Below are 25,765 nucleotides of genomic sequence, written 5' to 3'. Positions count from 1 at the left end.
AAGGTGACTGTGTATTATACCGATTAGTATTATAACGCTTCTCTGTTATGGGGTGTTAAGTAGTTCAGCTCTGGGCCATGGGGCACGATTCTACTTGGGTTGATATTGGCATGACTAAAGTAATAGTGCTGCTTAATGTGTTCAAAATTCACCGTGGCAGCAATACCTTCTACCTGATAAAGGTCTCTTAGATAGCCTGATATTGCCTTATAGTCTTGGATACGTCGCTTATTGGTCTTGAAGTGGCCGACATAGACGCCGTCGAAACGAATTAAGCTGGTGAACAGTCTCCAATCGGCTTCTGTTATCTTGCTTCCCGTGAGATATCGCTTCTTGCTGAGTATCGACTCCAGCCTATCTAATGCCGTAAAAATTTCATTAAACGCTTCATTGTAGGCAGCTTGGGAAGTTGCGAACCCTGCACGATAAACACCATTATTTATGTTTGAGTAGATATATTTATTGAGGCTATCAATTTCTTCACGTAAGGCTTGAGGATAAAAATCCACTCGATTATGGGTGAGGTGATCGAAGGCCGAGTTAAACATACGAATGATCTCAGCTGATTCATTACTGACTATGGTTTGAGTTTGCTTATCCCATAGCACAGGTACTGTGACGCGTCCGCTGTAGTCGGGCGCTGCCAGCTGGTATATCTGATACAGGAATGCCTTATTATTGAGTGTGTCTTCATCGGCCCCGGTTATATGGACGGCATCTTTACTTTGGCCTGGTCCTGCAAACTCCCAGCCCTGGTGCAACATGTGAGGCTCGACGACGGTGACATCGATAATACTTTGCAGTGACTTAAGCTCACGAAAAATTAGTGTCCTGTGTGCCCAAGGGCAGGCAAGGGAAACGTATAGATGATACCTGTTCGCTTCAGCCTTGAATCCCAGTGTTGCTGGCTTATCTGGCTGAGGTTGCCCATGGGCGGTGATCCAATTCCTGAAACGTGCGTCCTCACGTACAAATTTTCCGCCATTCTCTTTGGTCGGATACCATAGGTCAGTCCATTTCCCATCTTGAAGTAAGCCCATACTCTTCCTCTGTACTGTGTCTGTACTGTATCGTCAGCACTGTAAATGTCTTTGTTTCAATTTAGCGCCGATTTAAAGGGATTAAAAGGCCATAATTTGACGGTTAACGTCCAATTTTATCGAATGCTCAGCTCGTTTATCTGCTTGCTAGCTTAGGTTGTGGTGATCCTGATATGATGTCGGCGATAAAATTTCATTAAAAATAAAGGGAAATAGATGTCAGTAGCAGCATTAGAGCGGATAACCATAGAGCCAAATACCAGTGCAACAGCATGTGTGATCTGGTTACACGGCTTAGGTGATTCCGGAGCCGGTTTTGCACCTGTAGTACCTGAACTCGGTCTGCCAGACGATCACAGTATTCGCTTTATCTTTCCCCATGCCCCCGAGCAGGCGGTGACAATCAATCAAGGTTATGTCATGCGAGCCTGGTACGACATTAAGAGCATGGATCTGCATAATCGTGCCGATATGCCAGGAGTGCTGGAGTCAGAGCAAGCTGTTATTGCACTGATACAGGAGCAAGTTGATTGCGGAATACCCGCAGATAAAATAGTCCTAGCAGGTTTTAGTCAAGGTGGCGTGATGAGCCTGTTTACCGGATTAAGGTATCCACAAACGTTAGCCGGCATAATGGCGCTGTCTTGTTACTTACCTACGGCCGATAAATTACCCAGCCAACTGAGCGAAGCAAACACGCTAACCAGCATACTTCAGCATCATGGTGAGCAAGACGATGTGGTGCCACTATTCACTGGCAAGATGGCTAATGATCTGTTGAATCAAGCGGGTTATCCAACCGAGTGGAAAACTTATGCCATGGGGCACAGTGTGTTACCCCAACAGTTGCAAGATATTGCAAAATGGTTAGTCAGCAGATTGTTCTAGATGAACTTGTGATGAATTAACGCCTAAAAATACAAGTTGTAACCTCTGGTGTTTTGTACTTAGCAATCCAGAGGTTATATCTTTTAATCCTAAGCTATTGAAGCAATCCTTTCACTAAGCCTATTGATGGCATTCTAGTTTGCCCCCTCTCCATAAGCTATTGATATACTCTTGATTATAAATAAAAATCAAGTGTAAGTCATTGTGGCGCCTTACCTTTTTACAACATGTTAATCGTGCCAGCAACACATGTAACCAGTGCATTTTGATACCATTGTCACCTCTGGACCAAAGAGTCCAAGTTTTAATAATTAAAACCTAGGGGTTGATGTAATGACAAATAAACTGATAAAAGGCCTAGTCGCAACAGCTGTTCTAGCTGCTTTAGCAGGCTGTAACTCCAATGATGAGCCTATACCCACCAAACCTTTTGACTTAACCATCGCACATATTAATGACACACATTCAAATTTTGACCCTGTAAAATCAAGCTTTAAAATAGGTGCAGATGGAAGCACTATTTTCAATGAATTTGGTGGATATCCAAGGTTATTGGAAGCGGCTAACCTAGTAAAATCTCAAGCTGGATTAGATAAGCAACCACTGCTCTTCCTCCATGGTGGCGATGCTTGGCAAGGTACTGCTTATTTTAAGCTTAATGATGGGATGGCAAATGCGGATCTTCTTTCTCAAATGGGTCTAGACGCCATGGTGCTTGGTAACCATGAATTCGACTTAGATACGGCTCAGTTGGCTGGTTTTATTAATGGCGTGAACTTTCCGGTATTGGCAAACAATATTAATACTAAAGAAGACGCATCTTTAAATGCCGCTAAAAACCTTATCCCTTACCAGATTTTTGCTTTCAATGGCGATGAAAAGCGAAAAATAGCATCCCCGTCAGAATCAAAAAGTAATGAACAGCTCGTTGCTGTGATTGGTGTGGTATTAGAAGACATGAAAACAATAGCAACAGGAACTGGCGATGCTATATTTTCAAGTGAAATTGAATCAACCCAAGCCACAATAGACATGTTGAAAGACATGGGAGTGAATAAGATTGTTGTCTTGTCTCATATTGGCAATGCGCGAGATGTGGCGCTTGCAGCAGGCACTAGGGGAATCGACATTATTGTTGGTGGGCATTCACATACTTTACTCGGTGATTTTACTGATTTAGGTCATGGTAATAATGGTGAATATGCACAACTTGTCACTCAAAAAGATGACACTGGAGTAACCTGTGTTGTTCAAGCGGGAGAGTATGCACAAGCCATAGGTAATGTGACTATTTCTTTCGATCAAGACGGTGAGCTGACTTCATGTATTGGGACGAATACATTACTGACGAATAGCGAGTTTTATACCAATTCGATGCGACAAGCAGATCAGCTTATCATTGGTAACCAGCATGAAGAGGTGATGAACTTTGTCGACTCTGTAGAAAAAATTGATCATGTCATTGAAAATCTGGCTCTGAGAGATCGTATTGACACAATGTATAAGCCAGCGCTAGATAAGGCTTATGGAGACGTTATCACCTTAGTACCAACTGAGATTAATCATGAGCGTCGTCCTGGTGATGGTGGAACAGACCTGCATGGTTCTGATGTGGCTCCTTTGGTTGCTGAAGGGCTTGTATATTGGGCAAATCAAGAGTCGGTACAGCAAGTTATTGGTAGAAAAGTCGATATTGGATTAGTGGGTGCAGGGGGAATTCGTCAAAATATATCTGCTGGTGATTTTAGAGAAGGGCATGTGTCACTTGAACTGATGCCTTTTTCAAACTATTTATCAGTATTGACTGTGAGTGGTGAGGTGTTAAAAACGCTATTGATGACGACGATTAACGCCACGCTCCCTGTTGGTTCTCATGGAGGAAAGTTCCCCTACGTTGGCGGCATGCGTTATACCTTTATTGAAGATATTAAGCATAATTCAGGTCATATTAGTGAGTTAGAATTAAATACAGGGACAGAATCTTCTCCTGTGTGGGAGAAGATAACTGATACGTCAGAATATACTCTTGCCGTAAATAACTATAATGCGAGTGGTAATGATGGCTGGAACGCTCTTGGTGATGCACAGTTAGTGTCAACTGATCGTATTGATATTGTCATGAACAAGGACAAGTACAAAGCCTACCCTGTTTCTCACTTAACGTTTGATGGGGAAACCTATGAGGTTATCTATGAGGATACATCACCAAGTTGCGGTGATGATGCTGATATCTGTAATACCGATGCTCAATCGTTTATTGATTATGCGACATCAAGAGTGGTTCTCGAAGCACTTACATTTGAGTCAACCACTGTGATCTATAAAGACTAGATAGACAGCTTTATTCTGGGGGCCGCTTAGATGTAAGCGGCACTTTTATGACTCAATCGTCACCTTGTAGCAGTTTTCAATACTTCAGTGTAAAAGGTGAAACTCTGCATCTGCGGGATCTTGTTTGCTATTTAAGCTAAAACTTATTTTCCTTTTCCTTTTCCTTTTCCTTTCTCTTTGCCTTTTTCTGGTCAATGTTAGCTTGATTTTCATCAAAAACCTTCCCGTTGACCCAATATACTTGGCTTGAAATAGTATGACGTTAACATTTTGGATATTTATATAAATTTAAATTCAAAAACAATGATGCTTTTCCATGACCACTGTTCTGCATTTTAATTACAAAGGCTTATTGGCGGGAGCTGACTTTAATTCATTAAAATCAATGATAGGCGGTCTATGGTTTGTCAATTTAGTGTCTTTTTACAAGTTCTTCATCCAGCATTAAAATTGACTTTGTTCTTTATTTCAAACAATCATCGATATAAATCACTGAAAAAACATACATTAACGTCACATTTATTAATAATAATGACACATTCCCCAAATATTCTTTGTTATCATGTTGCCAACGAGGCCAGAGAGTCTCAAATCGTAAAATGATGGTAACAAGTAAATATCCAATAATAATGGGGTTGATAGTAATGAAAAATAAACTAATAAAAGGTTTAGTTGCAACTGCAGTACTGGCGGCATTAGCAGGCTGTGGCAGTGATAATGATGATAAAGATGTTGTGCTGCCGGCAACATGTGCTGAAGCGGGCGAAGCCTGTACAATTTTCACCGTACTTCACACTAACGATAACCATGGCCGTTTTTTTGAAAATAAATACGGTGAGTACGGCATGGCCGCACGTAAGACGCTGATCGACCAGATCCGTGCCGAAGTTGAAGCAAACGGTGGCGAAACCATCTTACTTTCCGGTGGCGATATCAACACAGGTGTACCTGAGTCAGACTTGCAAGATGCGGTACCGGATTTCATCGGTATGAACCTGATTGGTTATGACGCTATGGCAGTGGGTAACCACGAGTTTGATAACCCACTCGATGTTGTTGATATGCAGCGTAAGCTAGCTAACTTCCCTATGTTAGCGGCTAACATCTATGACAAAGTTTCTGGTACTCGTTACTTCGACCCCTACAAGGTGTTCGATGTTAACGGTCTTCGTATTGCCGTTGTGGGTCTGACAACTGAAGATACAGCCAAAATTGCTAATCCTGAGTTTATCGGAGGGTTAGAATTTACCGATCCACAAGAAGAACTTAAGAAAGTTATCCAAGACATTAAAGATGCCGACGCGGCTGATTTGATTTTCGCCACCACTCATATGGGTCACTATGCCGATGCTGCTAGCGGCAGCAACGCACCTGGTGATGTTGCTCTGGCTCGCGCTATGACTGCAGGTGACTTAGCTGCTGTGATTGGTGGACACTCTCAAAACCCAGTTTGTATGGAAGGCGATGCATACGATGCTGAGTTCACACCTGGTGGCGAATGTAAGCCAGACGTGCAGAACGGTACTTTCATCATGCAGGCTCACGAGTGGGGTAAATATGTTGGCCAAGCCAATTTTGAATACTTCAATGATGAACTGCATTTAGCCAGCTACAAGTTGATCCCCGTTAATCTGAAAGCTAAAGATGCTGATGGTGTTCGTCAGTTCATTGGCGAAGAAATCACGCCTGATGCTACTGTACTTGAAATTATGCAGCAGTACCAAAATGCGGGTCAGGAAGAGCTGCTTGAAGTCATAGGTACTACCGATGGCAAGCTAGAGGGTGAACGTGCAGTTGTTCGTACCCAACAGACTAATCTAGGTCGTCTGATTGCTGAGGCCCAGCGTACTAAAGTGGGTGCCGACTTTGCGGTAATGAACTCAGGTGGTGTACGTGCTTCTATCGAAGCAGGTGAAATCACATACAAAGATGTGCTAACTGTACAGCCATTTGGCAACTCAATTACTAAAAGCACCATGACAGGAGCCGAAATCACTGAGTATCTAAATGCAGTAGCCACTGTAGATATTGGTGAAACGGGTTCTGGCGCATACCCTCAGCTTGTTGGTATTAAGATGGATGTTGATTGTGAAGCTAAAACAGTTGCTATCAACGACATCAATGGCAAGGGTTATGCTGTTGACGCAAGTTACAGCTTTACCGTTCCTAGCTTCAATGCTGCAGGCGGTGATGGTTATCCGGTACTGACTCCTGTCATGACAGGTTATGTTGATGCTGAAGTTATGTACACCTTCATCAAAGACATCGGTGATATATTGCTTGCTGATTTCGCTCCAGTAGCCAGTGACATTCAGTTCTTGAACAGTAATAGCACCTTGGCTTGTCAGCGCTAGTTTAATAATTCACTTCTTTAAAAAGCAGCCTCCGGGCTGCTTTTTTTATATTGGTGTTTATGTTGAAAGACTCTATTTATCTAAATATATATTTTAATAAATTTAAACGATTGCCTTGAAAAGTAAAAATACGCCTACATATATAGTGTATGGAACGCTCAATGAGGTTCCAGAGTTAACTTAAATAGTGATGCCTTCGGGGTCAGTCGAGTTAACCATTAACAAAGAGGTGCGACAAGTTACTGCAACAGCAGTCGAGTCGGCCAACTTACATTTAATATATTGCTTAAGACAAGGATATAACTATGCGAAATTATGATCTTACTCCCCTATACCGCAGTGCCATTGGTTTCGATCGTTTAGCCCAGCTTGCAGAGCATGCGGCTTCGAACAAGGGCAATTCAGGTTACCCTCCTTATAATATCGAATCGCTTAAAGACAACCGTTATCGTATCACCATGGCTGTAGCAGGCTTTACTATGGATGAACTCGATATTACCAGCGAAGGCGAGAAATTAGTCGTCAAGGGTATCAAGGTAGCTGAAGATAAGAGCCGAAAATATCTCTATCAAGGGATTGCCGAACGTGGATTCGAGCGTACTTTTCAGCTGGCCGATTATGTCACAGTGACAGGTGCAGATCTTGAGAACGGCTTGCTTAATATCGAGTTGCAAAGAGAGATCCCCGAAGCCTTGAAACCGAGAAAAATTGAAATCGGTAAATCACGGGTGCTCGAGTCGGAATAACGGCTCTAGATAGAATGAGCGCGATTGGTAAAGCTAAACGAGTTTAATATCTGCCTGGACTCAGTATCTAAACCTCGTTTATTCCTCAATACAATCGCCAAAAGAAAAGGGAGCTAATGCTCCCTTTTTAGTGCCTGACTTTTAAACCCAGTCTATAGAATAGCTTATACCTATTAGCTAATACCTAGGGGTATGATTAAGCTCGCATCGCCTTCTCACCGCGTGACAATCCAACTACACCGGAGCGAGATACTTCAACAACCTTAGTGACTTCACCCACAGCGCAGATAAAGGCATCCAGCTTATCGGATGTACCAGTTAGTTGAATGGTATAAAGATCGGCGGTGATATCGACTATCTGACCGCGGAAAATATCAGAAGTACGCTTGATCTCATCACGAATATTGCCTTTGGCTTTTACTTTTATCAAGGCTAGCTCACGCTCAATATGATCCGACTCAGTTACATTTGAGACCTTGAGTACATCGATAAGCTTATGTAATTGCTTCTCTATCTGTTCGAGCACGGCCTCATCGGCCACCACACAGATGTTAAGACGAGACAGAGTCACATCATCGGTGGGCGCCACGGTTAAGGTCTCAATGTTGTAGCCACGTTGAGAGAATAGGCCGACGACGCGAGACAGGGCGCCGGGTTGGTTTTCCAGTAATACAGATATAATACGACGCATTAGCTTTTCTCCGTTTTGCTCAGCCACATCTCGTTCATCGCACCGCCGCGGATCAACATGGGGTACACATGCTCTGTCTGATCGATATGTATATCGACAAATACCAGCTTGTCTGTCATCGACAGGGCCTTCTTCAGGCCAGCTTCGAGCTCAGCTGGATCGCTGATGCTGATGCCAACATGACCATAAGCTTCTGCAATTTTGGCAAAGTCGGGTACAGAATCCATATAGGAATGTGAGTGACGACCGGAATAGATCATATCTTGCCACTGTTTTACCATGCCGAGAAAGCGGTTGTTCAGGTTGATGATCTTGACCGGTATACCATATTGCAGCGCAGTGGACAGCTCTTGAATGTTCATCTGGATGGAACCGTCACCTGTGACACACAGCACGGTAGCATCTGGGTGGGCAAATTTAACCCCCATGGCGGCGGGGAGTCCAAAGCCCATGGTGCCCAGACCGCCGGAGTTTATCCAGCGACGTGGCTTATCGAATGGATAATATAGCGCGGCAAACATCTGGTGCTGACCCACGTCTGATGCCACATAGGCATCTCCATTGGTGAGTCTATGCAGTGTTTCGATCACTTGTTGGGGTTTAATCTTATCTGAGTTGGTTTCATAGGCCAGACTCTTGCGCGAACGCCATTGATTTATCTCACTCCACCAAACATCCATGGCGGCTTCATCGGCATTGGTATCGTCACTGGCTTCTAGCTGCACTAACATCTCATCGAGTACGCTATCGGCCGAACCTACAATGGGGATATCGACTCTGATGGTCTTAGAGATAGATGATGGATCGATATCTATGTGCAAAATGGTGGCGTTAGGGCAATATTTTTCGACATTGTTGGTGGTGCGGTCATCGAATCTCACGCCGATACCGAAGATAAGATCGGTATTATGCATGGCCATATTGGCTTCATAACAGCCATGCATACCTAGCATACCTAGGCTGTTTTCGTGGCTGGCAGGGAAGGCGCCAAGCCCCATTAGGGTACTGACTACAGGTATATTGAGCTTTTCTGACAAAGATAGAATTTGTTTATCACACTCTGAGATGATGGCACCACCACCTACGTAGAGTACAGGTTTCTTAGCTTTTAGTAGAGCTTGTAAACCGCGACGGATCTGACCCTTATGGCCTGACGTCGTCGGGTTATAGGAACGCATGCTGATATCTTTTGGATATTCATAATCATATAAGATTTCAGGGTTCATACAATCTTTAGGCACATCCACAACAACTGGACCTGGACGACCACTGGCCGCGATAAAGAAAGCCTTCTTGATGATAGTTGGAATGTCTTTGGCATCGGTCACCAGAAAACTGTGTTTAACCACAGGGCGTGAGATGCCGATCATGTCGCATTCCTGAAATGCATCGTAACCGATCAAGTTACTGGGAACCTGACCCGAAATAATGACCAGTGGAATAGAATCTGTGTAGGCGGTGGCGATACCTGTGATGGTGTTGGTTGCGCCTGGGCCGGATGTCACCAGTACCACGCCAACTTCGCCGGTTGAGCGAGCGTAACCATCGGCCATATGCACGGCGGCTTGTTCGTGGCGTACTAGAATGTGTTCAATTATTGATTTTTCGTGAAGGGCATCATAAATATCCAGTACAGATCCGCCGGGATAGCCGAATATATGCTTTACGCCTTCGTCGATAAGAGATCGAACAACCATGCTGGCGCCGGATAACTTCTCCATTTGTAAACCCTCATAAGTTACCGCTACGGTATGCAGTATCTTGCAACAGCGACGGTAATCGCTTGAATTAAATGAGCTTGGACGGTGATCCTTGCTCTCGAAATGCCGAATAACTTTTGGTGTAAAGTTGATTTCACCCTGTAAGGTGCGGCACCTGTTTAAAATGAACAGAATTTCATCATATAAAAAATGCAGATCTAATCAAGCATTTTATTCAAAAAAATGCCAAATATAGGGAAAAACACGATTAATGATGCAAATAATGACAACAAAGTGAATTTTTAGTAGTGGATCTGGAGAATATACCGGAGTATTTACTGTATCTCGTGGGCTTGGTTGATTTGCGTACAGCTTGATGTATGTAGTTTTCAGTGACTTAGTTGAGTTTGCATATATACAGACATTAAAAAGGCCTCTTATGCTGAACTTGAGCATAAGAGGCCTATTTTTACAGTCTAAGCTTGGTTAACTTATCTTTGATAAGTCGCTTTCGAAGCGCCGATGAGCAAATAACTGACAGATAGCGACCAAGACGACCGCACTTAACATTAAGGCAGAGAAAGGCACTGCTGTACCAGTATAAAACAGGGCCAATAAAGGACCGGCTAGTGCGCCGAAGCCAAATCTCAAGGTGCCAACGACTGCGGTGGCTGTGCCTGTTTCTTGTTGGAACTGCATCAGGACGATAGCATCTACGTTTACAGACATCACGCCGAGACATGCCATAAATGGCACTAGTGTTATCACAGTATAGTGATAGCTCATCCCCAGCCAGTTTGCGGCGAAAAGAGCAGAGCCAGCGATAATAGCCAGCAAGGTGGATACCTTGAGCATTCTGCGCGAACCATAGCGGGAGACGATGCGGCTATTGAAGATATTGGCTAGCATTAGTGCGCCGATATTGGTGCTAAACAAGATGGCAAACAGGGATTTATCTAAGCCGAAGACCTCCATATAGACAAATGGCGACGCCGTCAGGTAACAGAAGAATGCAAAGGAGGTCAGCACGCCACTGGCTATGTGAAGTTTGACTCCAGGTTTAGTAAAGATAACTGCGTAGGCTCCGAAAAAGGTCCTTTGACTACGCTTGCTTAAATCTTTATCGCTGGGCATTTTCAACTTCCAACACACCAATATCAGTAAGCTTAATGCATAGAAACCTAAGATGAAAAAGATAAGATGCCATTCGCCTAACTCCAAAATTAGGCTGCCGATACTTGGGGCAACTAGCGGAGCTAACATCATGATAAGGCTTACATAAGACATGCCCTTAGCCGTGTTTTTACCGTATACCTCTTTGATGTATCCCGGCACGACGACAGTAGCGGCTGCACCTATGAATGCCTGTCCGAATCTTAGGGCTAAAAATGATTCTATACTGGTGACGAAGGCGAGTAGAAAGCTTATTAAGGCGAAACCAGTGAGGCCGGCAATGACCAAGGGACGACGACCAATGCGATCGGCCAAGGGGCCAAAACACAGCATGCCTAATGCATAACCTGCCAAATAGATGCTGAGTGATTGTTGCACCATGGTGATATCGGTATGGAAACTCGCGGCAAGTGTCGCCATGGCAGGCAGGTAAAGATCTATGGCTAATGGTGTGATTGCGATAATTGCAGACAACATGGGGAGCAAGATGACAAGGTTTAAATTGGCAGTAGGCTCTGTTGCCGAGCTTGCTTGTTTGGATGCCGTTTTCACTAATACCTCTTAAATAAGTGAGAATGAGCCCTAAATAGGGCGCTTATGATTACTATTAAGTTAGATGGCTAAATATAGACTAGGAAACCAGCTTACTCATCTTGTGCATCACGGGCTAGTGACTCAGTTCGATGACAAAACTATAGAACATGAGCCGAGACTCCAGCAGAGCAAGTGTCTCGACTCTTTCATTGATCACTTATTTGAAGGTATCACAGCTAGTAGGCTCGCCGCTGTCAAATCCTGTCTTGAACCAGTGTACCCTCTGGGCTGAGGTGCCGTGAGTGAAACTGTCGGGTCTGACATAACCTTGTGCATTTTTTTGCAGTGTGTCATCACCTATGGCACTGGCAGCTGTGAGTCCCTCTTCTATATCACCCACCTCGAGCAATTGACTGCGGCTGTTGGCCTGATGAGCCCAGACACCAGCGAAACAATCAGCCTGTAACTCTAATTTTACCGACAGCTTGTTGGCTTCAGTAGAACTTAAACGGCTCTGAGCACGGTGAACTTGCTCTGATGTACCCAATAAGGTTTGTACATGATGGCCAATCTCGTGAGCGAGAACGTAGGCCTGAGCAAAATCACCCGGTGCATTAAGATCTTGTTCGAGCTGGTGGTAGAAACTGAGATCGATGTAAACTTGTCTATCCCCGGGACAATAGAAGGGACCTGTGGCCGATTGCGCCATGCCACATGCCGATTGTACCCTGTCTCTAAATAGGACAAGTTTAGGCTCTTGATAGGTTTTGCCCATCTGCTTAAATAGTTCACTCCAGCTTGTTTCGGTATCAGCTAAGATGACTGAGACAAAGTCTACCAGTTCTTTTTCGGATGAAGTCTGTGTGACTGCAGAACTTTGGCTACTATTATCGACCTGTTGCAAGCTTTGGGTGCCGAGGACCTGGCCCAGTGTGCCGGTAAACAGTCCGTAGCCGCCAGCGCAGACTAGCACTAACACGGTTCCCTTGATGCCTATCATTCTATACAGGACAGGTAGCAGACGTAATATGCCTCCACCGCCCCGGGACAGACTCATGCCCGCGGCACGTTCGCCTCGTCTATCTTCTACATTTTGACTGCCGGATTTACCACGCCAACGCATATTTACTCTCCATTTTATTTGCCGTTTCCCTAATAATTTCGCGATGCGACTATACATGGAGTGGCAAAAATAAAACCGAAAGGAAATCACACTATGGCGTATTGCTATCAATCAGTATAAGGAAAGCTTTATTGCGAGTGAGTTTTATCCCGTTTTTGGATGAAGACCCTGACTCGATACTTTCCTTAGGTATTGATTTTGTGTGGTGATGCCAATCCCGATAGATATTAAGTGCTTAAGCTATAGGAAAAGAATTGCGTGTCCCTGATAAAGCCTAATTTCTCATATAAGGACTGAGCGCCGTAGTTATCTTGTGCTGTGGCTAGATCCACCCTGATGGCGTTTAGTTCCAAGGCTAAACCGATAGAGCAGTGGATAAGCTGATTGGCAATGCCCTTTTTTCTATGACTCTCTACGACGAATAGGTCGTTGAGCACCACAACCTTCCCCAGAGACACAGAAGAAAAAGACAGATAATTTAACACGAAGCCCAAGGGACGATTGTCTGGGTCATAAGCCACATATACATGGGCTTCATCTCGACTCAATCTTTGCTGCAGGTAATCACGAAACTTCTGGGGCTGGGAAGGTTTGCCGTAAAATACCATGTATTGTTCGAATAAATGGACTAAGTCGTCCAATTGCCTGATAGAAATTTGTTTGGTCGTCCATGTCATCTGTATCTCCTTATTTTGTTGTCTGAACTTATATCGATATCAATCGCCGAAGATAAACTCTTCACTAGTTTCGAGCCAGGTTGGGTATTTTTTCATGATGCTAGTAAAGCTAGCACCTTCCACATGCCCAGCTAACCAAAGCTGCAGGTTTGGGTAGGGGGCCTGGTTGAACCAAGTTTTGTCTACACCGGAAAATTGGCGAATAAAAGGGAAGATAGCATAATCGGCAATGCTTGGTTCATCGCTTAGGATTTGCTCGTGTTGGCTTAATAGACATTCGAGTTGGGCGATAAATTTCTCTCCTTGTTGTCGGTAATACTCTTGAGTATTTTCAGGAAATCTATCGGCATATTTATATTTATCCAGCCAAGGCTTAAAGTCAGTGTCATTGCTGGCAATCAAGGTCTTAGCTTGCTCTTGTAGATGAGTGTGACCCACAAGCAAGAGGTTATGAGGGTCGTTCTGGCCTAGTGCCCAGTGCATGATGTCTAGGCTTTCTTCTAGGATGCGGCCATCTGACAAGATAAGCACAGGAACAGTGCCTTTAGGTGACGCGGCTAACATGGGCTCAGGTTTATATTTAAGGATGATCTCACGTAAAGAGACTGATGTCCCCGAAAGTAAAATGCCTAAACGGGCGCGCATCGCATAAGGGCAGCGTCTGAAGGAATAGAGGGTCGGTAGGGACATAGGTGTTAGATTCATTTTCTGAATGATTATCTTAGTTATTCTTAACCGACTGAAGAAAAATGACAACGAATAAAACCAGCTGCGAGAGGAAAAATAAATGAAAATTAGCATTTTATGAATAAGCTTATTTTTTACCTGTTTATTAGAGTGTGACTCAGGTAGAATTCTCACCGATTTTGTTATCTGGCTCAATAATGAGTCCGGTTGTTACTATTTTAAGATGCGCTGGAGATTAAGCTCTTGCCAGCATTTGAGGTTGATATGTCCCAAGTTGTCGTTTGTGCCCTATATAAGTTTGTTGCTCTTCCACATTTCGAATCGATTCAGAAGCCCTTACTCAATGTCATGACTGACAAAGCGATCAAGGGGACCCTCTTGCTTGCCAGTGAAGGTATTAATGGCACAGTTGCGGGTACCCAAGAAGCTATCGATAGCCTGCTCAATTGGTTGAAGACTCAGCCGGGTCTGGACAATATCGTTGTTAAGTTATCTTTCGATGCTGAAATGCCGTTTTACCGCACTAAAGTAAAACTTAAAAAAGAGATTGTCACCATGGGAGTCGAAGGCATAGATCCCCTCAAAGTGGTCGGCACTTATGTGAAGCCTCAAGACTGGAATAAGCTGATCTCAGATCCTGACGTCATTTTAATCGATACACGCAACGAGTATGAGGTACAAATTGGTACCTTCAAGCATGCTGTCGATCCAAAGACAAATACCTTCCGCGAATTCCCTGCATACGTCAAAGAGAACTTAGATCCGGCCAAACATAAGAAAGTCGCCATGTTTTGTACCGGCGGCATACGTTGTGAAAAGTCGACGGCTTACCTCAAGGAGCAAGGCTTCGATGAGGTATATCATCTCGAAGGCGGTGTGCTTAAATATTTAGAAGAAGTTAAACAGGAAGAGAGTCTGTGGCAAGGCGAATGCTTTGTGTTCGATAATCGAGTTGCGGTTAACCATGACTTAGAAAAAGGCCAGTATGACCAGTGCAACGCCTGTCGCATGCCCATTACAGCCAGTGAAAAAGCCAGTGAGGCTTATGTTCAGGGTGTGAGCTGTCCTCATTGCATAGGTTCAATCTCAGACAAGCAACGTCAGCGTTTCGAAGAACGTGAACGTCAGATGCAACTCGCCGAGAAGCGTGGTGAAGCCCATATTGGCAGTGACGTTAAAGCGGTTATCCAGTCTCGCCGTAATGAGAAAGAGAGCTTGAAGCAAGTTCAGCTGGAACTGAATAAAAAATAAATCAGTTTATCCCTGATGATATACCGCAAAAAAGCCGTCTCAGACGGCTTTTTTATTGGTAAGTTTTTGTTATCAATCTTTGCTTTTATTGCTTGTCTTTTTGAGTACTTGGGTCTTTTTCTCCATGACTCCTTGCAATAGCTCCATGGGCAAGGGGAACAAGATGGTGGAATTTTTTTCGCTGGCTATTTCTGTCAGAGTTTGTAGGTACCTGAGTAAGATGGCGTTAGGTTCTTGGGCCAGTTTAGCGGCAGCTTCAACGAGCTTGGCTGAGGCTTCCATCTCTCCTGAGGCATGAATCACCTTAGCTCGTCGGGTACGCTCGGCCTCGGCTTGTTTGGCTATGGCCCTGACCATGGTTTCATTAAGATCAACATGCTTAATCTCAACATTAGACACCTTGATCCCCCAGCCATCGGTACGGGTATCGAGAATACTCTGAATGTCGGTATTGAGCATATCTCTATTGGCTAACATCTCATCGAGTTCATGTTGCCCAAGTACCGAGCGAAGCGTAGTTTGAGCCAGCTGTGAGGTCGCTTGCAGATAGTCTTCCACATTGATGATGGCTTTTTGAGAGTCCAAGACTCGAAAATAGATCACCGCATTGACTCTAACTGAAACATTGTCTCTGCTGATCACATCTTGAGTTGGCACGTCCATCACTATGGTTCTTAGATCTACCCTGACCATCTGTTGGATGATGGGGATCACTATGATAAGCCCTGGGCCCTTGACCCGATAAAAGCGCCCAAGCAGAAAAACAACCCCACGTTCATATTCCCGTAAAATTCGAAAGGCGCTGAGTATAATTGCTAATATCAGCACCAATACGGCTAAGCCAAACATGGCGCCGCTGGGCAAGATAGTATCCATTATAAATCTCCTTGTTTGTCTTTATCTGTTGCTGGCTTCCCCGTAGGGGAGGAGGTGTCGTTTTTATTCATTCTGCAACGGCCTAAAATAAGAGTCAGTTTCTCTATTCGATCAACTTCGACCAGCTGATCTTTTTGTAGGGGAGTATCAGATTTAGCCGCCCAACGTTCACCGCCGAGTAATACGAAGCCATAATCACTGAAGTCTTCCAGCACCTTAGCTTCGGCGCCTATGATGGCTTCCTGGCCACTGACAATCTTGTTATGTCGTGAGCGCCAGAGATATCCTAAGCAGAAGATGATAAATGCCGCACTCACCGTTGTGACGGCGGCGATAACGGGCAGGGAGATCTGAAATTGGGTATGTTTGGTATCGATAAGAAATACAGAGCCTAATGCAAACGCGATAACGCCGCCTATGCCGAAGATACCGAAGCTGGGCACCATAGCCTCGGCGATCATTAACCCTATGCCTAAGAGTAGCAGGAGTAGCCCCGCATAATTTACCGGTAGCATCTGAAAGGCATACATGGCGATAACCAAAGCGATAGCCCCTGTGACCCCTGCAACACCTATTCCTGGGCTGTAAAATTCTAGAATAAGGCCGTAGACACCAATTAACATGAGTATGTAGGCGATATTAGGATTGGTGATAGTCGCTATAAATTGATTACGCCAGTCCGGTTTTACTGGCACCAATTTGGCTTTTGATAGCTCAAGAACATGGGGCTGTTGGTTGATAGTTATCTCCCAGCCATCGAGCTGCTTGATTAAGTCTGCTGTGGAGTTTGAGATAAGCGTGATGACATTTTTCTCTAACGCTTCTTGGGCGGTTAAGGTTGCGGCTTCCTTGACTGCCAGCTCGGCCCACTCCTCGTTGCGCCCACGCAATTGGGCGAGAGAGCGAATGTAAGCGATAGAGTCATTGAGGATCTTCTTTTCCATGGCTGTGGCTGAATTTGTTTTATTATCGTCTTTATCTTGGGGGGCTCCTTTGGGAGCGCCGCCAATGCTAACTGGGGTCGCCGCACCTAAGGTGGTTGCCTGTGCCATGGCTGCAATATGACAAGCGTATAAGATATAAGTACCAGCACTGGCGGCTCTGGCCCCTGCGGGATGAACCAGACAGGCGATGGGTACTTGAGAATTGAGTATTGCCTGATTAATATCACGCAAACTGGAGACTAAGCCTCCTGGGGTATCTATGATGATAACCACCAGAGGCGCACCATTCTCGTTCGCAATTGCCATCTCTGTGGTTAAGTAGTCGCTTATGGCGGGACCTATGGCACCTTTAATGGTGAGTACCGGGATTTCAGCTGAGCTATCCCTTGGTGTATGTGACGAAGTATTGCTAATGGCGAAACTAGCTGTTGTTATAAACAGCAATAGAAACAAAACTATAGATAGGATTGTATGGGGTGAACTCATTATATTTCGAAAGCGTATCATCATAGGAGCACCCCACAGCCATTATCGTAAAGTCTAGCCAAAAAAAATCGTGTCTGCTCAATGAGTGAACCTAGGGTGACTTAACTATACTAAAAGAATGGATTCATCATCTATTTTGACTAGGAAGTAACGTTAACAGATGTTGTCTTATACCAGATGGCGACTCAGCGTCTCGACTCGGTCAAGGAGGTATATATGGGTATCGCGATCACTCTGGCATCGTTTCTTAATCAAAATCGAGTCGAATATTCCATTGTCAAACATCGTAAAACCCTCTCTTCCCTGGACTCCTCTGCATCGGCTCATATCCCCAGTGCTCAGGTTATAAAAGCCGTATTACTGGCCAATGCCGAGGGTGATTATCTGTTGGCAGGCATTGGATCTGGACATAGGTTATCGGTATTGAAAGTGAGTGAATTGATGGGGGAGGTGTACCATCTAGCCGATGAGCAAGACCTTCAGGCGTTATTTCACGACTGTGCCACAGGGGCGATTCCAGGTCTGGCTCAAGCTTATGGCATCAAGATGCTGCTGGATAAGCGTCTTATCGATGAAGATAGGGTATATATCGAAGCTGGCGATCATTGTCACCTGATCAAGATTAATCATCTGCAATATACGCCCTTACTCTCGGGGACTCTCCTGGCAGACATTATCGGAGAGCCTATAGGTACGCCAAAATTCGGCGATTACGATAACTGTTATGATAAAAAAGACGCAAATTATGTTATGACAAATTCTGAACATTAGCCTAGTTTGGTAAGAGCCGGAGCAATCGGCTCATGCTTAACTCAGATCAATGTTTTAGGCCTAGAAGCTAACACTTTTTACTGGGTATCTGTGATATCTGCTGTGGAGGAAGACCTTAGATCAGCGACAAACTCATTTATTAGCTTATTTACCCTGTCTACTCCCCACAATCTGTGTTATTTTCCACGGCTTTTTATCTTTATCTGTTAATCCTTGATGTTTAGCCGATCATTTAATTATTGGGGCGAGTGAATGTTTGTTGGTTTTGATTATGGCAGTGCCAATTGTGCCATAGGTGTCATGGATAAGAACAATGTACGATTATTACCCTTGTCGGCAGATTCCAAATATCTGTCCTCGACACTTTATGCTCTGGACAGGGAACTGATTGCCGAGGCTGTGTACCAACAGATGCCGCAGCATTTAAAAGCTGATTTTGCCAAAATGCGTGGTGCTCAGCTTAGCCGTGCACAGCAAGCGCGTCGAGAGCTAGATCTCGATAAGGATGAGCAAGCGGTATTTGTCGGCAGTCAAGCGGTCAAGGCTTACTTAGATATGCCCGAAGAGGGATTCTATGTCCGTTCGCCAAAATCATTTTTGGGGCCAGCGGACTCAGAAACGATCAAGTGGCGCTGTTGAAGATATCGTCACCATGATGATGCTGCATGTTAAGTCGATTGCCGAGTCTGCTACAGGACTCAATAATAAAGGCGTGATAACCCATGCCGTTATTGGTCGGCCAGTTAACTTTCAGGCTATAGGTGGTGAGGAAAGTAATCTACAGGCGGAGTCCATATTGAGGCTGGCAGCAAAGCGTGCCGGATTTATCGATGTCGAATTTTTGTTTGAACCCCTAGCCGCAGGAATGGATTATGAGGCTAGTCTGACTGAAGATAAGGTGGTGCTGGTGGTCGATGTTGGCGGCGGCACCACAGATTGCTCAGTGGTGAAAATGGGACCGTCCCATGTGAACTTGAGTCAACGTAGCCAAGACTTCTTGGGCCACAGCGGACAAAGAGTCGGTGGCAATGATTTGGATATTGCCTTATCGATGAAAGCGTTTATGAGCCATCTTGGGCTAGGCTGCCATATGGTCAATGGTTTACCTATGCCCAGCAAACCCTTCTGGAATGCTGTCGCAGTCAATGATATTAGCGCACAACGTGATTTCGTTTCACTGAGTTCGCGTAAGTTGATTAAAGAATTGATTCATGATGCTGAAAGCCCTGAGTTACTCAAAAGGTTACTTAAGGTTCAGCAAGAGCAGTTGGGATACCGTATTGTCCGCAGTGCTGAACAGGCTAAGATAGGCTTAACAGATGCAGATTCGGTTATATCTAAATTAGATTATATCTGTCCTCGGCTTAATGCCGAGGTGAGTCGAGAATTGTTCAGTGAGGCGATAGCCGTCCCTAGCGCTAAAATACAGGCCTTGATGCAGCAAGCACTCAACGTGGCAGGTGTGACACCGGATGTTATCTATGTCACTGGTGGAACCGCTAGAAGCCCGGCAATCTACGATAAAATAGCCGATTTGCACCCTGAGATCCCAATCGTTGTTGGCGATCACTTTGGCAGTGTCACGGCGGGGCTAACTCGCTGGGCTCAAAGAGTATTTAAACAGGAAAAAAATGAAAATTAAAAATCAGTTTGGCGCTATGTCCGCCACCTTACCCCGAAAAATGTCAGTAAAAGTCATCGCAGCAGGTTTTATCTTGTTTGGCCTCACGGCATGTGGTGGCGACGATGTCGCTAAGGTAAGTCTAGGCTTATTCACCACTAAAGATGTGATCATCGACGCGCGTCACGATCCTAAACTTCCTGGGGTCACGTGTCATATCAGCCGCATAGAAGCGAATCTGAGTCTAGCCGATCCGTCAGATATGGGCATTTCATGTCGCCAGACAGGCCCAATATCGGCGCAACAAATTGCGGATATCGATAAGAGCAAGGCAGGTGAAGTTATTTTTAAGCAGTCTTTGAGCATCTTGTTTAAGTCGCTGAAAGTGCGCCGCATCTATGATGCTGAAAACCAAACCTTACTCTACCTTTCATATTCCTCTAAGGCGACAGAAGGCAGCCACAAGCACGCCTTATCGACGGTGCCCCTGTATAACACTGGCGCATGGCAAGCCCCCGAGACATCTGTTCAATAGAGAGTTAGGGCTGTGAGGAAAAAACTGGGATCATCTTATGTCTATAGGATGTCACCGTTTTACTGTCATGGCCCTTGCTGATTTTGGTATTCTTCTGCTTCCAATCATAAAGGCTTAATCTCTCTTTAGTGGCTCCTTGAAGTAAGGACACGAGTTCAAAGAGCTAGCATGATATGCTCTTAGGTGTCTGTTTATTCATAAGAGAAGAGCTGAATGAAACCATGTATAAAGTCTCCCTTGGTCACAGGGCAGTGGCTGGAACAATACCTCAATAATGACAAACTCATTCTACTCGATGCGAGCATGGAAAAGGTCGTAGGTAAATCACCGCTTCTTTATGACACATTCAGCTGTATTCCTGGTGCCAAGAAACTCGATCTAGAAAACGAACTTTGCGATCTGACATCATCCCAGACTCATGCATTCCCAACAGCAGAGCAGTTTGTTGAAATTATCTCTGGATTAGGGATAACTCAAGCTAGCCAGGTGGTTATCTATGACAATCAAGGTATTTACTCATCTCCCAGAGCCTGGTGGATATTTAAGGTGATGGGATTTGATAATGTCTATGTGCTCGATGGTGGCTTACCCCAATGGTTAGCCGAAGGCAGGGCAACTGCTGATTGTTTTTCATCTACAGCGCTAGCAGATTCAATGATAGCGCCAGGCCGTGAGTTTGAGGCTAATGTGCAGGATACCTGGGTATGTGACTCTGCCTATCTGCTGGATAAGCTGTCCGATAAACACCTGAGTATTTTAGATGCACGAGGAGCTAAGCGCTTTTCAGGCGAGGCTGCTGAGCCCAGAGAAGGTGTACGTAGCGGCCATATACCCAAGTCGGTCAACCTCCCTTTCTCACAGGTCTTAGATGGTCATTGTCTTAAAACCACAGAAGCACTGCGGCAGATTTTTGCTGGGCTGACAAATGAGCAAGACACGCAACGCATTTTTAGCTGTGGCTCAGGGATCACAGCTTGTATCTTGATCTTAGCATCAGTAGAGGCGGGTTATCAGCACAATGTCCTTTACGATGGCTCTTGGGCACAATGGGGCAGGGATCATAAGCTGCCCATAGAGTAATACTTATCGGTATAAGTTCATTCTATATAAGTATCTAACGCAGAAATAAAAAAAGGCCGCACTGAGTGCGGCCTGATTTTTGAGACATAGCGTTAAGTTTACTTAACGCGCATACCTGGTTGTGCACCTTCATGTGGCTCTACAATCCACAAGTCTTTACCACCAGGTCCCGCCGCAATTACCATGCCTTCGGATATGCCAAAACGCATCTTGCGCGGTGCCAGATTGGCCACCATCACAGTGAGCTTGCCTTCGAGCTCTTCAGGAGAGTAGGCCGACTTTATACCTGCAAAGACTTGTTTGGTCTCGCCGCCTAAATCCAGTTGAAGTTTAAGCAGCTTGTTTGCTTCGGGTACGTGCTCGGCTTTTGCAATACGGGCAATTCGCAGGTCGATTTTGGCGAAGTCTTCGAAGCTTATCTCTGCCGAGATAGGATCGTTTTCTAAGTGATTGCCACAAATCTGAGAATCATTAGATTCTGCTTTACTTGCTGTTGCTGCACTGTCCGCTTTTTTTGGCGCATCGGCTGTCACGAGTAAGTTCTCTTTCGAGGCTTCTATGATAGCTTCGATACTTTTCATATCGATTCGCTGCATAAGGGCCTTAAATTTGGCTATTTCGTGTCCTGCAAGATCGGCACTTAAGTTATCCCAAGTGATTGGGAACAGCAGGAAGGCTTCGACATCATCTGCCAATTTTGGCAGTACAGGTTTCAGATAAGTCACCAGGATACGGAACAAGTTAAGTGCGTTAGAACAAACCTGATGGGCTTCCTCTTGCTTATCTTCTTGCTTGATCAATTGCCAAGGCGCTGCATCGGCAACGTAAGCATTGGCCAAATCTGCCAGAGCCATGATCTCACGCATGGCCTTACCGAATTCACGACCTTCATAGAGCTCGGCTATGACTTCTTGTTTACTAAGAAACACTTGCTCTAGTGTGGTGTCGGCCACTTTAGCAAGCTTGCCGTCGAAGCGCTTAGTGATAAAACCAGCGGTACGTGAAGCTAGGTTGACCAGTTTACCCACGAGATCTGAGTTGACTCGCTGGGCGAAATCTTCGAGGTTAAGATCGAGGTCGTCGATGCGGTGGCTCAGCTTAGCGGCGTAGTAATATCGTAGATACTCAGGATCTAAGTTATCAAGATAAGTACGGGCCTTGATGAAGGTACCTTTTGACTTTGACATCTTAGCGCCATTAACCGTCACGTAGCCATGAGCATAAACATGGGTCGGCTTACGGTATCCAGCGCCTTCTAGCATGGCTGGCCAGAATAGACTGTGGAAATTGATGATATCTTTACCGATGAAGTGATAAATCTCGGCGGTTGAGTCTTTTGCCCAGAAATCATCGAAGTTTAAGTCTTCGCGTCGATCACATAGATTCTTAAATGAGCCCATATAACCGATAGGCGCATCTAACCAGACGTAAAAATACTTACCCGGTGCATCAGGGATTTCGAAACCGAAATAAGGCGCATCGCGGCTAATATCCCACTGTTTCAGGCCTTGTTCGAACCATTCGTTGAGCTTGTTGGCCACTTCATCTTGTAAGGCGCCAGAACGGGTCCATTCCTTGAGCATGCCTTCAAAAGCCGGCAGGTCGAAGAAGAAGTGCTCAGAATCTTTCATGATTGGGGTAGCACCCGAGACGGCTGACTTGGGATTAATCATGTCTGTCGGGTTATAGGTCGCGCCACAGTTGTCGCAGTTATCGCCGTATTGATCTTCGCTCTTACATTTTGGGCAAGTGCCCTTGACGAAACGATCGGGTAAAAACATAGACTTTTCAGGGTCAAATAACTGAGAGATTGTGCGCGTCTCTATGTAACCTGCATCGCGCAGTTTGAGGTATATCTCACTGGCTAATTCACGGTTCTCAACACTGTGGGTACTGTGGAAATTGTCGAACTGAATATTGAAGTCAGTAAAATCCTGTCGATGCTCTTTATTCACCTGAGCAATCATCTCTTCTGGCTCAATGCCTAGCTGCTGAGCCTTAAGCATGATAGGTGTGCCATGGGCATCATCTGCACAAATATAGTGACATTCGTGGCCACGCATTTTTTGAAAACGTGCCCAAATATCGGTTTGAATATATTCCAGCATATGGCCTAAGTGAATAGGTCCATTGGCGTAGGGAAGTGCGCTTGTCACTAAGATTTTACGTTGTGAATTTGCCATCTTATCTCGAAATTGCTTAAGTGCCCAAATTAATGGCATAGATACTAACCGATCCGCGCAAGAGTTTCATTAAAAGACGTTTTAACTGCGCTAAATCTACACGAATATTTACCCCAATTTCTGGTACACTTAAGCAAATAATTTATAGGGGGTAGCAGTTTTGTCTTCAGCTTCTCAGAACTATCGTCTCAGTGACGATCTTCTAGGGCCTGTTTTGGCCATCTTAGATGCTTATCGAGATCCATATTTAGCGCTCGGTTTAGTCAGTGCCGGATGTATTCGTACACTTGATTTAGACGGTAAATGTCTGCGACTTGGTTTGATCTATCCCTATCCCTGTTTGACTCAACATCACGACACTGTGATAGCCCTTACTAAGCAGTTAACCCTATTAGATGCGATAGATGAAGTTGAATGTGAAATTGACTTTAAGCTGGCACAAATATCGGCTATCCCAAGCGTCGAACCTTTACCGAATGTGAAGCAAGTGATTGCGATAGCCTCAGGTAAAGGCGGTGTGGGTAAATCGACCACAGCGGTTAATTTAGCCTTGGCGCTTGCTGGCGAAGGTGCCCAAGTCGGCATTTTAGATGCCGACATCTATGGCCCTTCCATTCCTTTGATGTTGGGGGTTAGCGAATTTAAGCCCGAATCTCCCGATGGCAAGATGATGACAGCCGCAAAGGCTCACGGAATTGCAGCCCAGTCGATTGGGTTTATGCTAGGTCAAGAAGAGGCTGCCGTATGGCGTGGTCCAATGGTGGCAGGCGCACTGACTCAACTTATTAATGAGACTCTATGGCCTGAACTCGATTATTTAATTATCGATATGCCTCCGGGCACCGGCGATATTCAGCTCACTCTGTCACAGAAGGTGCCTGTTACTGGCGCTATCATAGTTACCACTCCTCAGGATATTGCATTAGCCGATGCTAAGAAAGGCATCAACATGTTCCAGAAGGTCAATATTCCTGTACTGGGTATTGTCGAGAACATGAGCTTCCATATCTGCAGTGAGTGTGGACATAAAGAACATCCTTTTGGTAGTCATGGCGGCAGCAAGATGGCTGAGCGCTACCATGTTCCCCTGTTGGGGGGAATTGCCACTTAAGCTCAATATACGTGAAGATGTCGATAAGGGCGTACCAACGGTTGTTGCCGATCCGGATAGTGATGTTTCGGCGATTTATCGCAGCATTGCCCGTAAAGTCGGCGCGCAACTGGCGCTCACCAAAGTTACATCTAGTTTATCAATCAGTATTTCAGAAGACGAATAAGGTTTTAGCATGAATTCTCAGTGTGTCATCATAGGTATCGCGGGGGCTTCGGCCTCGGGTAAAAGTTTAATCGCTAAAACTATCTATGAGGAGTTGTGCCGGGATCTAGGCACTGATCAGATTGGTGTCATCGCCGAAGATGCTTACTATAAGGATCAGAAGCACTTATCCATGGATGAGCGGGTAAAGACTAATTATGATCATCCCAAAGCGTTAGATCATGAGCATTTGTGTCGTCATCTCAAAGCATTAAAAGCAGGCGAAGCAGTTGAGATCCCTAAGTACAGCTATAGCGAGCATACGCGTATGGATGAGACGATTAAGATGACACCTAAAAAAGTGATTATCTTAGAAGGGATCTTATTACTTACCGACCCTAAATTGCGCGAACTCATGGATGCCAGTGTGTTCATGGATACACCACTGGACATCTGTTTTATGCGTCGCTTGAAGCGTGATGTTGCCGAGCGTGGTCGTACCATGGAATCTGTAATGTCTCAATATACAGACACAGTACGTCCGATGTTTTTGCAGTTTATCGATCCGTCTAAGCAATATGCCGATATTATTGTGCCTCGTGGTGGCAAGAATCGTATCGCGACCGATATTTTGAAAACCAGAATTCAGCACCTTTTAGATAGATAACTTGCTGTAAGCCTTGCCCTACATCTTGTTTACCTCTGATAAGTTTGAACATATAAACACAGAGGTCATGCATAACAGCAATAGCCAGGAGTCAGAGCTAAATGCGTTTAACTGATAATCAGCGTGAAAATGCTCAATATAAGCATCAGCAA

The 25,765-nt window shown here is 44.9% G+C and carries 19 protein-coding genes and 2 pseudogenes; 11 read left to right on the top strand and 10 right to left on the bottom strand.

Annotated elements, in window-relative coordinates; all coding sequences use genetic code 11:
* Positions 1–29: 29 nt before the first annotated feature.
* Entirely contained in the window at positions 30–1,040 is a 1,011-nt protein-coding gene (locus tag SVI_RS12305) for a glutathione S-transferase family protein (RefSeq protein WP_013051874.1), read from the bottom strand.
* A 216-nt stretch (positions 1,041–1,256) separates the two neighbouring features.
* Between SVI_RS12305 and SVI_RS12300 the strand changes: the two genes are divergently transcribed.
* The 4 genes from SVI_RS12300 (at position 1,257) to SVI_RS12285 (ending at position 7,359) form a co-directional block, all read left to right on the top strand.
* Positions 1,257–1,928 (top strand): alpha/beta hydrolase, encoded by a 672-nt coding sequence (locus tag SVI_RS12300; RefSeq protein ID WP_013051873.1) that lies wholly within the window; start codon positions 1,257–1,259, stop codon positions 1,926–1,928.
* Positions 1,929–2,261: 333 nt separating this feature from the next.
* Complete coding sequence (locus SVI_RS12295; RefSeq protein WP_013051872.1) at positions 2,262–4,259, top strand: bifunctional metallophosphatase/5'-nucleotidase; 1,998 nt, start codon at positions 2,262–2,264, stop codon at positions 4,257–4,259.
* Positions 4,260–4,903: 644 nt separating this feature from the next.
* Entirely contained in the window at positions 4,904–6,613 is a 1,710-nt protein-coding gene (gene ushA / locus SVI_RS12290) for a bifunctional UDP-sugar hydrolase/5'-nucleotidase UshA (RefSeq protein WP_041419915.1), read from the top strand.
* Positions 6,614–6,918: 305 nt separating this feature from the next.
* On the top strand, positions 6,919–7,359 hold the full coding sequence (locus SVI_RS12285; RefSeq protein ID WP_013051869.1) for an Hsp20 family protein: 441 nt from the start codon (positions 6,919–6,921) through the stop codon (positions 7,357–7,359).
* Between the two features lie 196 nt (positions 7,360–7,555).
* On the opposite strand, the gene ilvN is transcribed toward SVI_RS12285, so the two are convergent.
* The 6 genes from ilvN to SVI_RS12255 form a co-directional block, all read right to left on the bottom strand.
* Positions 7,556–8,050 (bottom strand): acetolactate synthase small subunit, encoded by a 495-nt coding sequence (gene ilvN, locus SVI_RS12280; RefSeq protein ID WP_013051868.1) that lies wholly within the window; start codon positions 8,048–8,050, stop codon positions 7,556–7,558.
* Positions 8,050–9,771, bottom strand: coding sequence for an acetolactate synthase 3 large subunit (locus tag SVI_RS12275; protein WP_013051867.1), 1,722 nt, complete (start codon positions 9,769–9,771; stop codon positions 8,050–8,052). The genes ilvN and SVI_RS12275 overlap by 1 nt, the downstream gene beginning before the upstream one ends.
* Before the next feature lie 465 nt (positions 9,772–10,236).
* Positions 10,237–11,475, bottom strand: coding sequence for a multidrug effflux MFS transporter (locus SVI_RS12270; RefSeq protein WP_013051866.1), 1,239 nt, complete (start codon positions 11,473–11,475; stop codon positions 10,237–10,239).
* 199 nt (positions 11,476–11,674) lie between these two features.
* Positions 11,675–12,580, bottom strand: a complete 906-nt coding sequence (gene ypfJ, locus SVI_RS12265) for a KPN_02809 family neutral zinc metallopeptidase (RefSeq protein ID WP_013051865.1) — start codon at positions 12,578–12,580, stop codon at positions 11,675–11,677.
* A gap of 227 nt (positions 12,581–12,807) precedes the next feature.
* Positions 12,808–13,257, bottom strand: a complete 450-nt coding sequence (locus tag SVI_RS12260) for a GNAT family N-acetyltransferase (protein WP_013051864.1) — start codon at positions 13,255–13,257, stop codon at positions 12,808–12,810.
* A 39-nt stretch (positions 13,258–13,296) separates the two neighbouring features.
* Positions 13,297–13,947 carry a glutathione S-transferase gene (locus SVI_RS12255; RefSeq protein WP_041419914.1) on the bottom strand — a complete coding sequence of 217 codons (651 nt, stop codon included), beginning with the start codon at positions 13,945–13,947 and terminating at the stop codon, positions 13,297–13,299.
* Positions 13,948–14,208: 261 nt separating this feature from the next.
* Between SVI_RS12255 and trhO the strand changes: the two genes are divergently transcribed.
* On the top strand, positions 14,209–15,195 hold the full coding sequence (gene trhO / locus SVI_RS12250; protein ID WP_041420336.1) for an oxygen-dependent tRNA uridine(34) hydroxylase TrhO: 987 nt from the start codon (positions 14,209–14,211) through the stop codon (positions 15,193–15,195).
* A 72-nt stretch (positions 15,196–15,267) separates the two neighbouring features.
* Here the strand turns inward: trhO and SVI_RS12245 are convergent, their stop codons facing one another.
* Positions 15,268–16,071, bottom strand: coding sequence for a slipin family protein (locus tag SVI_RS12245; protein ID WP_041419913.1), 804 nt, complete (start codon positions 16,069–16,071; stop codon positions 15,268–15,270).
* Positions 16,071–17,501 (bottom strand): NfeD family protein, encoded by a 1,431-nt coding sequence (locus SVI_RS12240; RefSeq protein WP_013051860.1) that lies wholly within the window; start codon positions 17,499–17,501, stop codon positions 16,071–16,073. Before SVI_RS12240 ends, SVI_RS12245 begins: the two co-directional genes overlap by 1 nt.
* Positions 17,502–17,717: 216 nt before the next feature.
* On the opposite strand from SVI_RS12240, the gene SVI_RS12235 reads away from it, so the two are divergent.
* The 4 genes and pseudogenes from SVI_RS12235 to SVI_RS12220 all read left to right on the top strand — a co-directional run bounded on the left by SVI_RS12235 (position 17,718) and on the right by SVI_RS12220 (position 21,508).
* Positions 17,718–18,272 (top strand): aminoacyl-tRNA deacylase, encoded by a 555-nt coding sequence (locus tag SVI_RS12235; RefSeq protein ID WP_013051859.1) that lies wholly within the window; start codon positions 17,718–17,720, stop codon positions 18,270–18,272.
* 252 nt (positions 18,273–18,524) lie between these two features.
* A pseudogene (gene yegD / locus SVI_RS12230) lies at positions 18,525–19,914 on the top strand (molecular chaperone).
* 40 nt (positions 19,915–19,954) lie between these two features.
* Entirely contained in the window at positions 19,955–20,428 is a 474-nt protein-coding gene (locus tag SVI_RS12225; protein ID WP_041420334.1) for a CreA family protein, read from the top strand.
* Between the two features lie 225 nt (positions 20,429–20,653).
* The gene (locus SVI_RS12220; protein ID WP_041420333.1) at positions 20,654–21,508 is read left to right on the top strand and encodes a sulfurtransferase; all 855 of its coding nucleotides are present in this window, start codon (positions 20,654–20,656) and stop codon (positions 21,506–21,508) included.
* Between the two features lie 98 nt (positions 21,509–21,606).
* Here SVI_RS12220 and metG read toward each other — a convergent pair whose 3' ends face one another.
* The gene (gene metG, locus SVI_RS12215) at positions 21,607–23,691 is read right to left on the bottom strand and encodes a methionine--tRNA ligase (RefSeq protein WP_013051853.1); all 2,085 of its coding nucleotides are present in this window, start codon (positions 23,689–23,691) and stop codon (positions 21,607–21,609) included.
* A gap of 160 nt (positions 23,692–23,851) precedes the next feature.
* Between metG and apbC the strand changes: the two are divergent.
* Positions 23,852–24,968 (top strand): annotated as a pseudogene (gene apbC, locus SVI_RS12210) (iron-sulfur cluster carrier protein ApbC).
* Between the two features lie 9 nt (positions 24,969–24,977).
* Positions 24,978–25,613, top strand: a complete 636-nt coding sequence (gene udk, locus SVI_RS12205; protein WP_013051850.1) for a uridine kinase — start codon at positions 24,978–24,980, stop codon at positions 25,611–25,613.
* Positions 25,614–25,765: the final 152 nt, after the last annotated feature.

Source organism: Shewanella violacea DSS12 (assembly GCF_000091325.1).
GTDB lineage: Bacteria > Pseudomonadota > Gammaproteobacteria > Enterobacterales > Shewanellaceae > Shewanella > Shewanella violacea.
This window is presented reverse-complemented; position numbering and strand designations above follow the sequence as displayed.

Bases quoted from the DNA above. Each gene is read 5' to 3' on its own strand.
- SVI_RS12305 (WP_013051874.1), bottom strand. From the start codon at position 1,040: ATGGGCTTACTTCAAGATGGGAAATGGACTGACCTATGGTATCCGACC.
- SVI_RS12300 (WP_013051873.1), top strand. From the start codon at position 1,257: ATGTCAGTAGCAGCATTAGAGCGGATAACCATAGAGCCAAATACCAGT.
- SVI_RS12295 (WP_013051872.1), top strand. From the start codon at position 2,262: ATGACAAATAAACTGATAAAAGGCCTAGTCGCAACAGCTGTTCTAGCT.
- ushA (WP_041419915.1), top strand. From the start codon at position 4,904: ATGAAAAATAAACTAATAAAAGGTTTAGTTGCAACTGCAGTACTGGCG.
- SVI_RS12285 (WP_013051869.1), top strand. From the start codon at position 6,919: ATGCGAAATTATGATCTTACTCCCCTATACCGCAGTGCCATTGGTTTC.
- ilvN (WP_013051868.1), bottom strand. From the start codon at position 8,050: ATGCGTCGTATTATATCTGTATTACTGGAAAACCAACCCGGCGCCCTG.
- SVI_RS12275 (WP_013051867.1), bottom strand. From the start codon at position 9,771: ATGGAGAAGTTATCCGGCGCCAGCATGGTTGTTCGATCTCTTATCGAC.
- ypfJ (WP_013051865.1), bottom strand. From the start codon at position 12,580: ATGCGTTGGCGTGGTAAATCCGGCAGTCAAAATGTAGAAGATAGACGA.
- SVI_RS12260 (WP_013051864.1), bottom strand. From the start codon at position 13,257: ATGACATGGACGACCAAACAAATTTCTATCAGGCAATTGGACGACTTA.
- SVI_RS12255 (WP_041419914.1), bottom strand. From the start codon at position 13,947: ATGTCCCTACCGACCCTCTATTCCTTCAGACGCTGCCCTTATGCGATG.
- trhO (WP_041420336.1), top strand. From the start codon at position 14,209: ATGTCCCAAGTTGTCGTTTGTGCCCTATATAAGTTTGTTGCTCTTCCA.
- SVI_RS12245 (WP_041419913.1), bottom strand. From the start codon at position 16,071: ATGGATACTATCTTGCCCAGCGGCGCCATGTTTGGCTTAGCCGTATTG.
- SVI_RS12240 (WP_013051860.1), bottom strand. From the start codon at position 17,501: ATGAGTTCACCCCATACAATCCTATCTATAGTTTTGTTTCTATTGCTG.
- SVI_RS12235 (WP_013051859.1), top strand. From the start codon at position 17,718: ATGGGTATCGCGATCACTCTGGCATCGTTTCTTAATCAAAATCGAGTC.
- SVI_RS12225 (WP_041420334.1), top strand. From the start codon at position 19,955: ATGTCAGTAAAAGTCATCGCAGCAGGTTTTATCTTGTTTGGCCTCACG.
- metG (WP_013051853.1), bottom strand. From the start codon at position 23,691: ATGGCAAATTCACAACGTAAAATCTTAGTGACAAGCGCACTTCCCTAC.
- udk (WP_013051850.1), top strand. From the start codon at position 24,978: ATGAATTCTCAGTGTGTCATCATAGGTATCGCGGGGGCTTCGGCCTCG.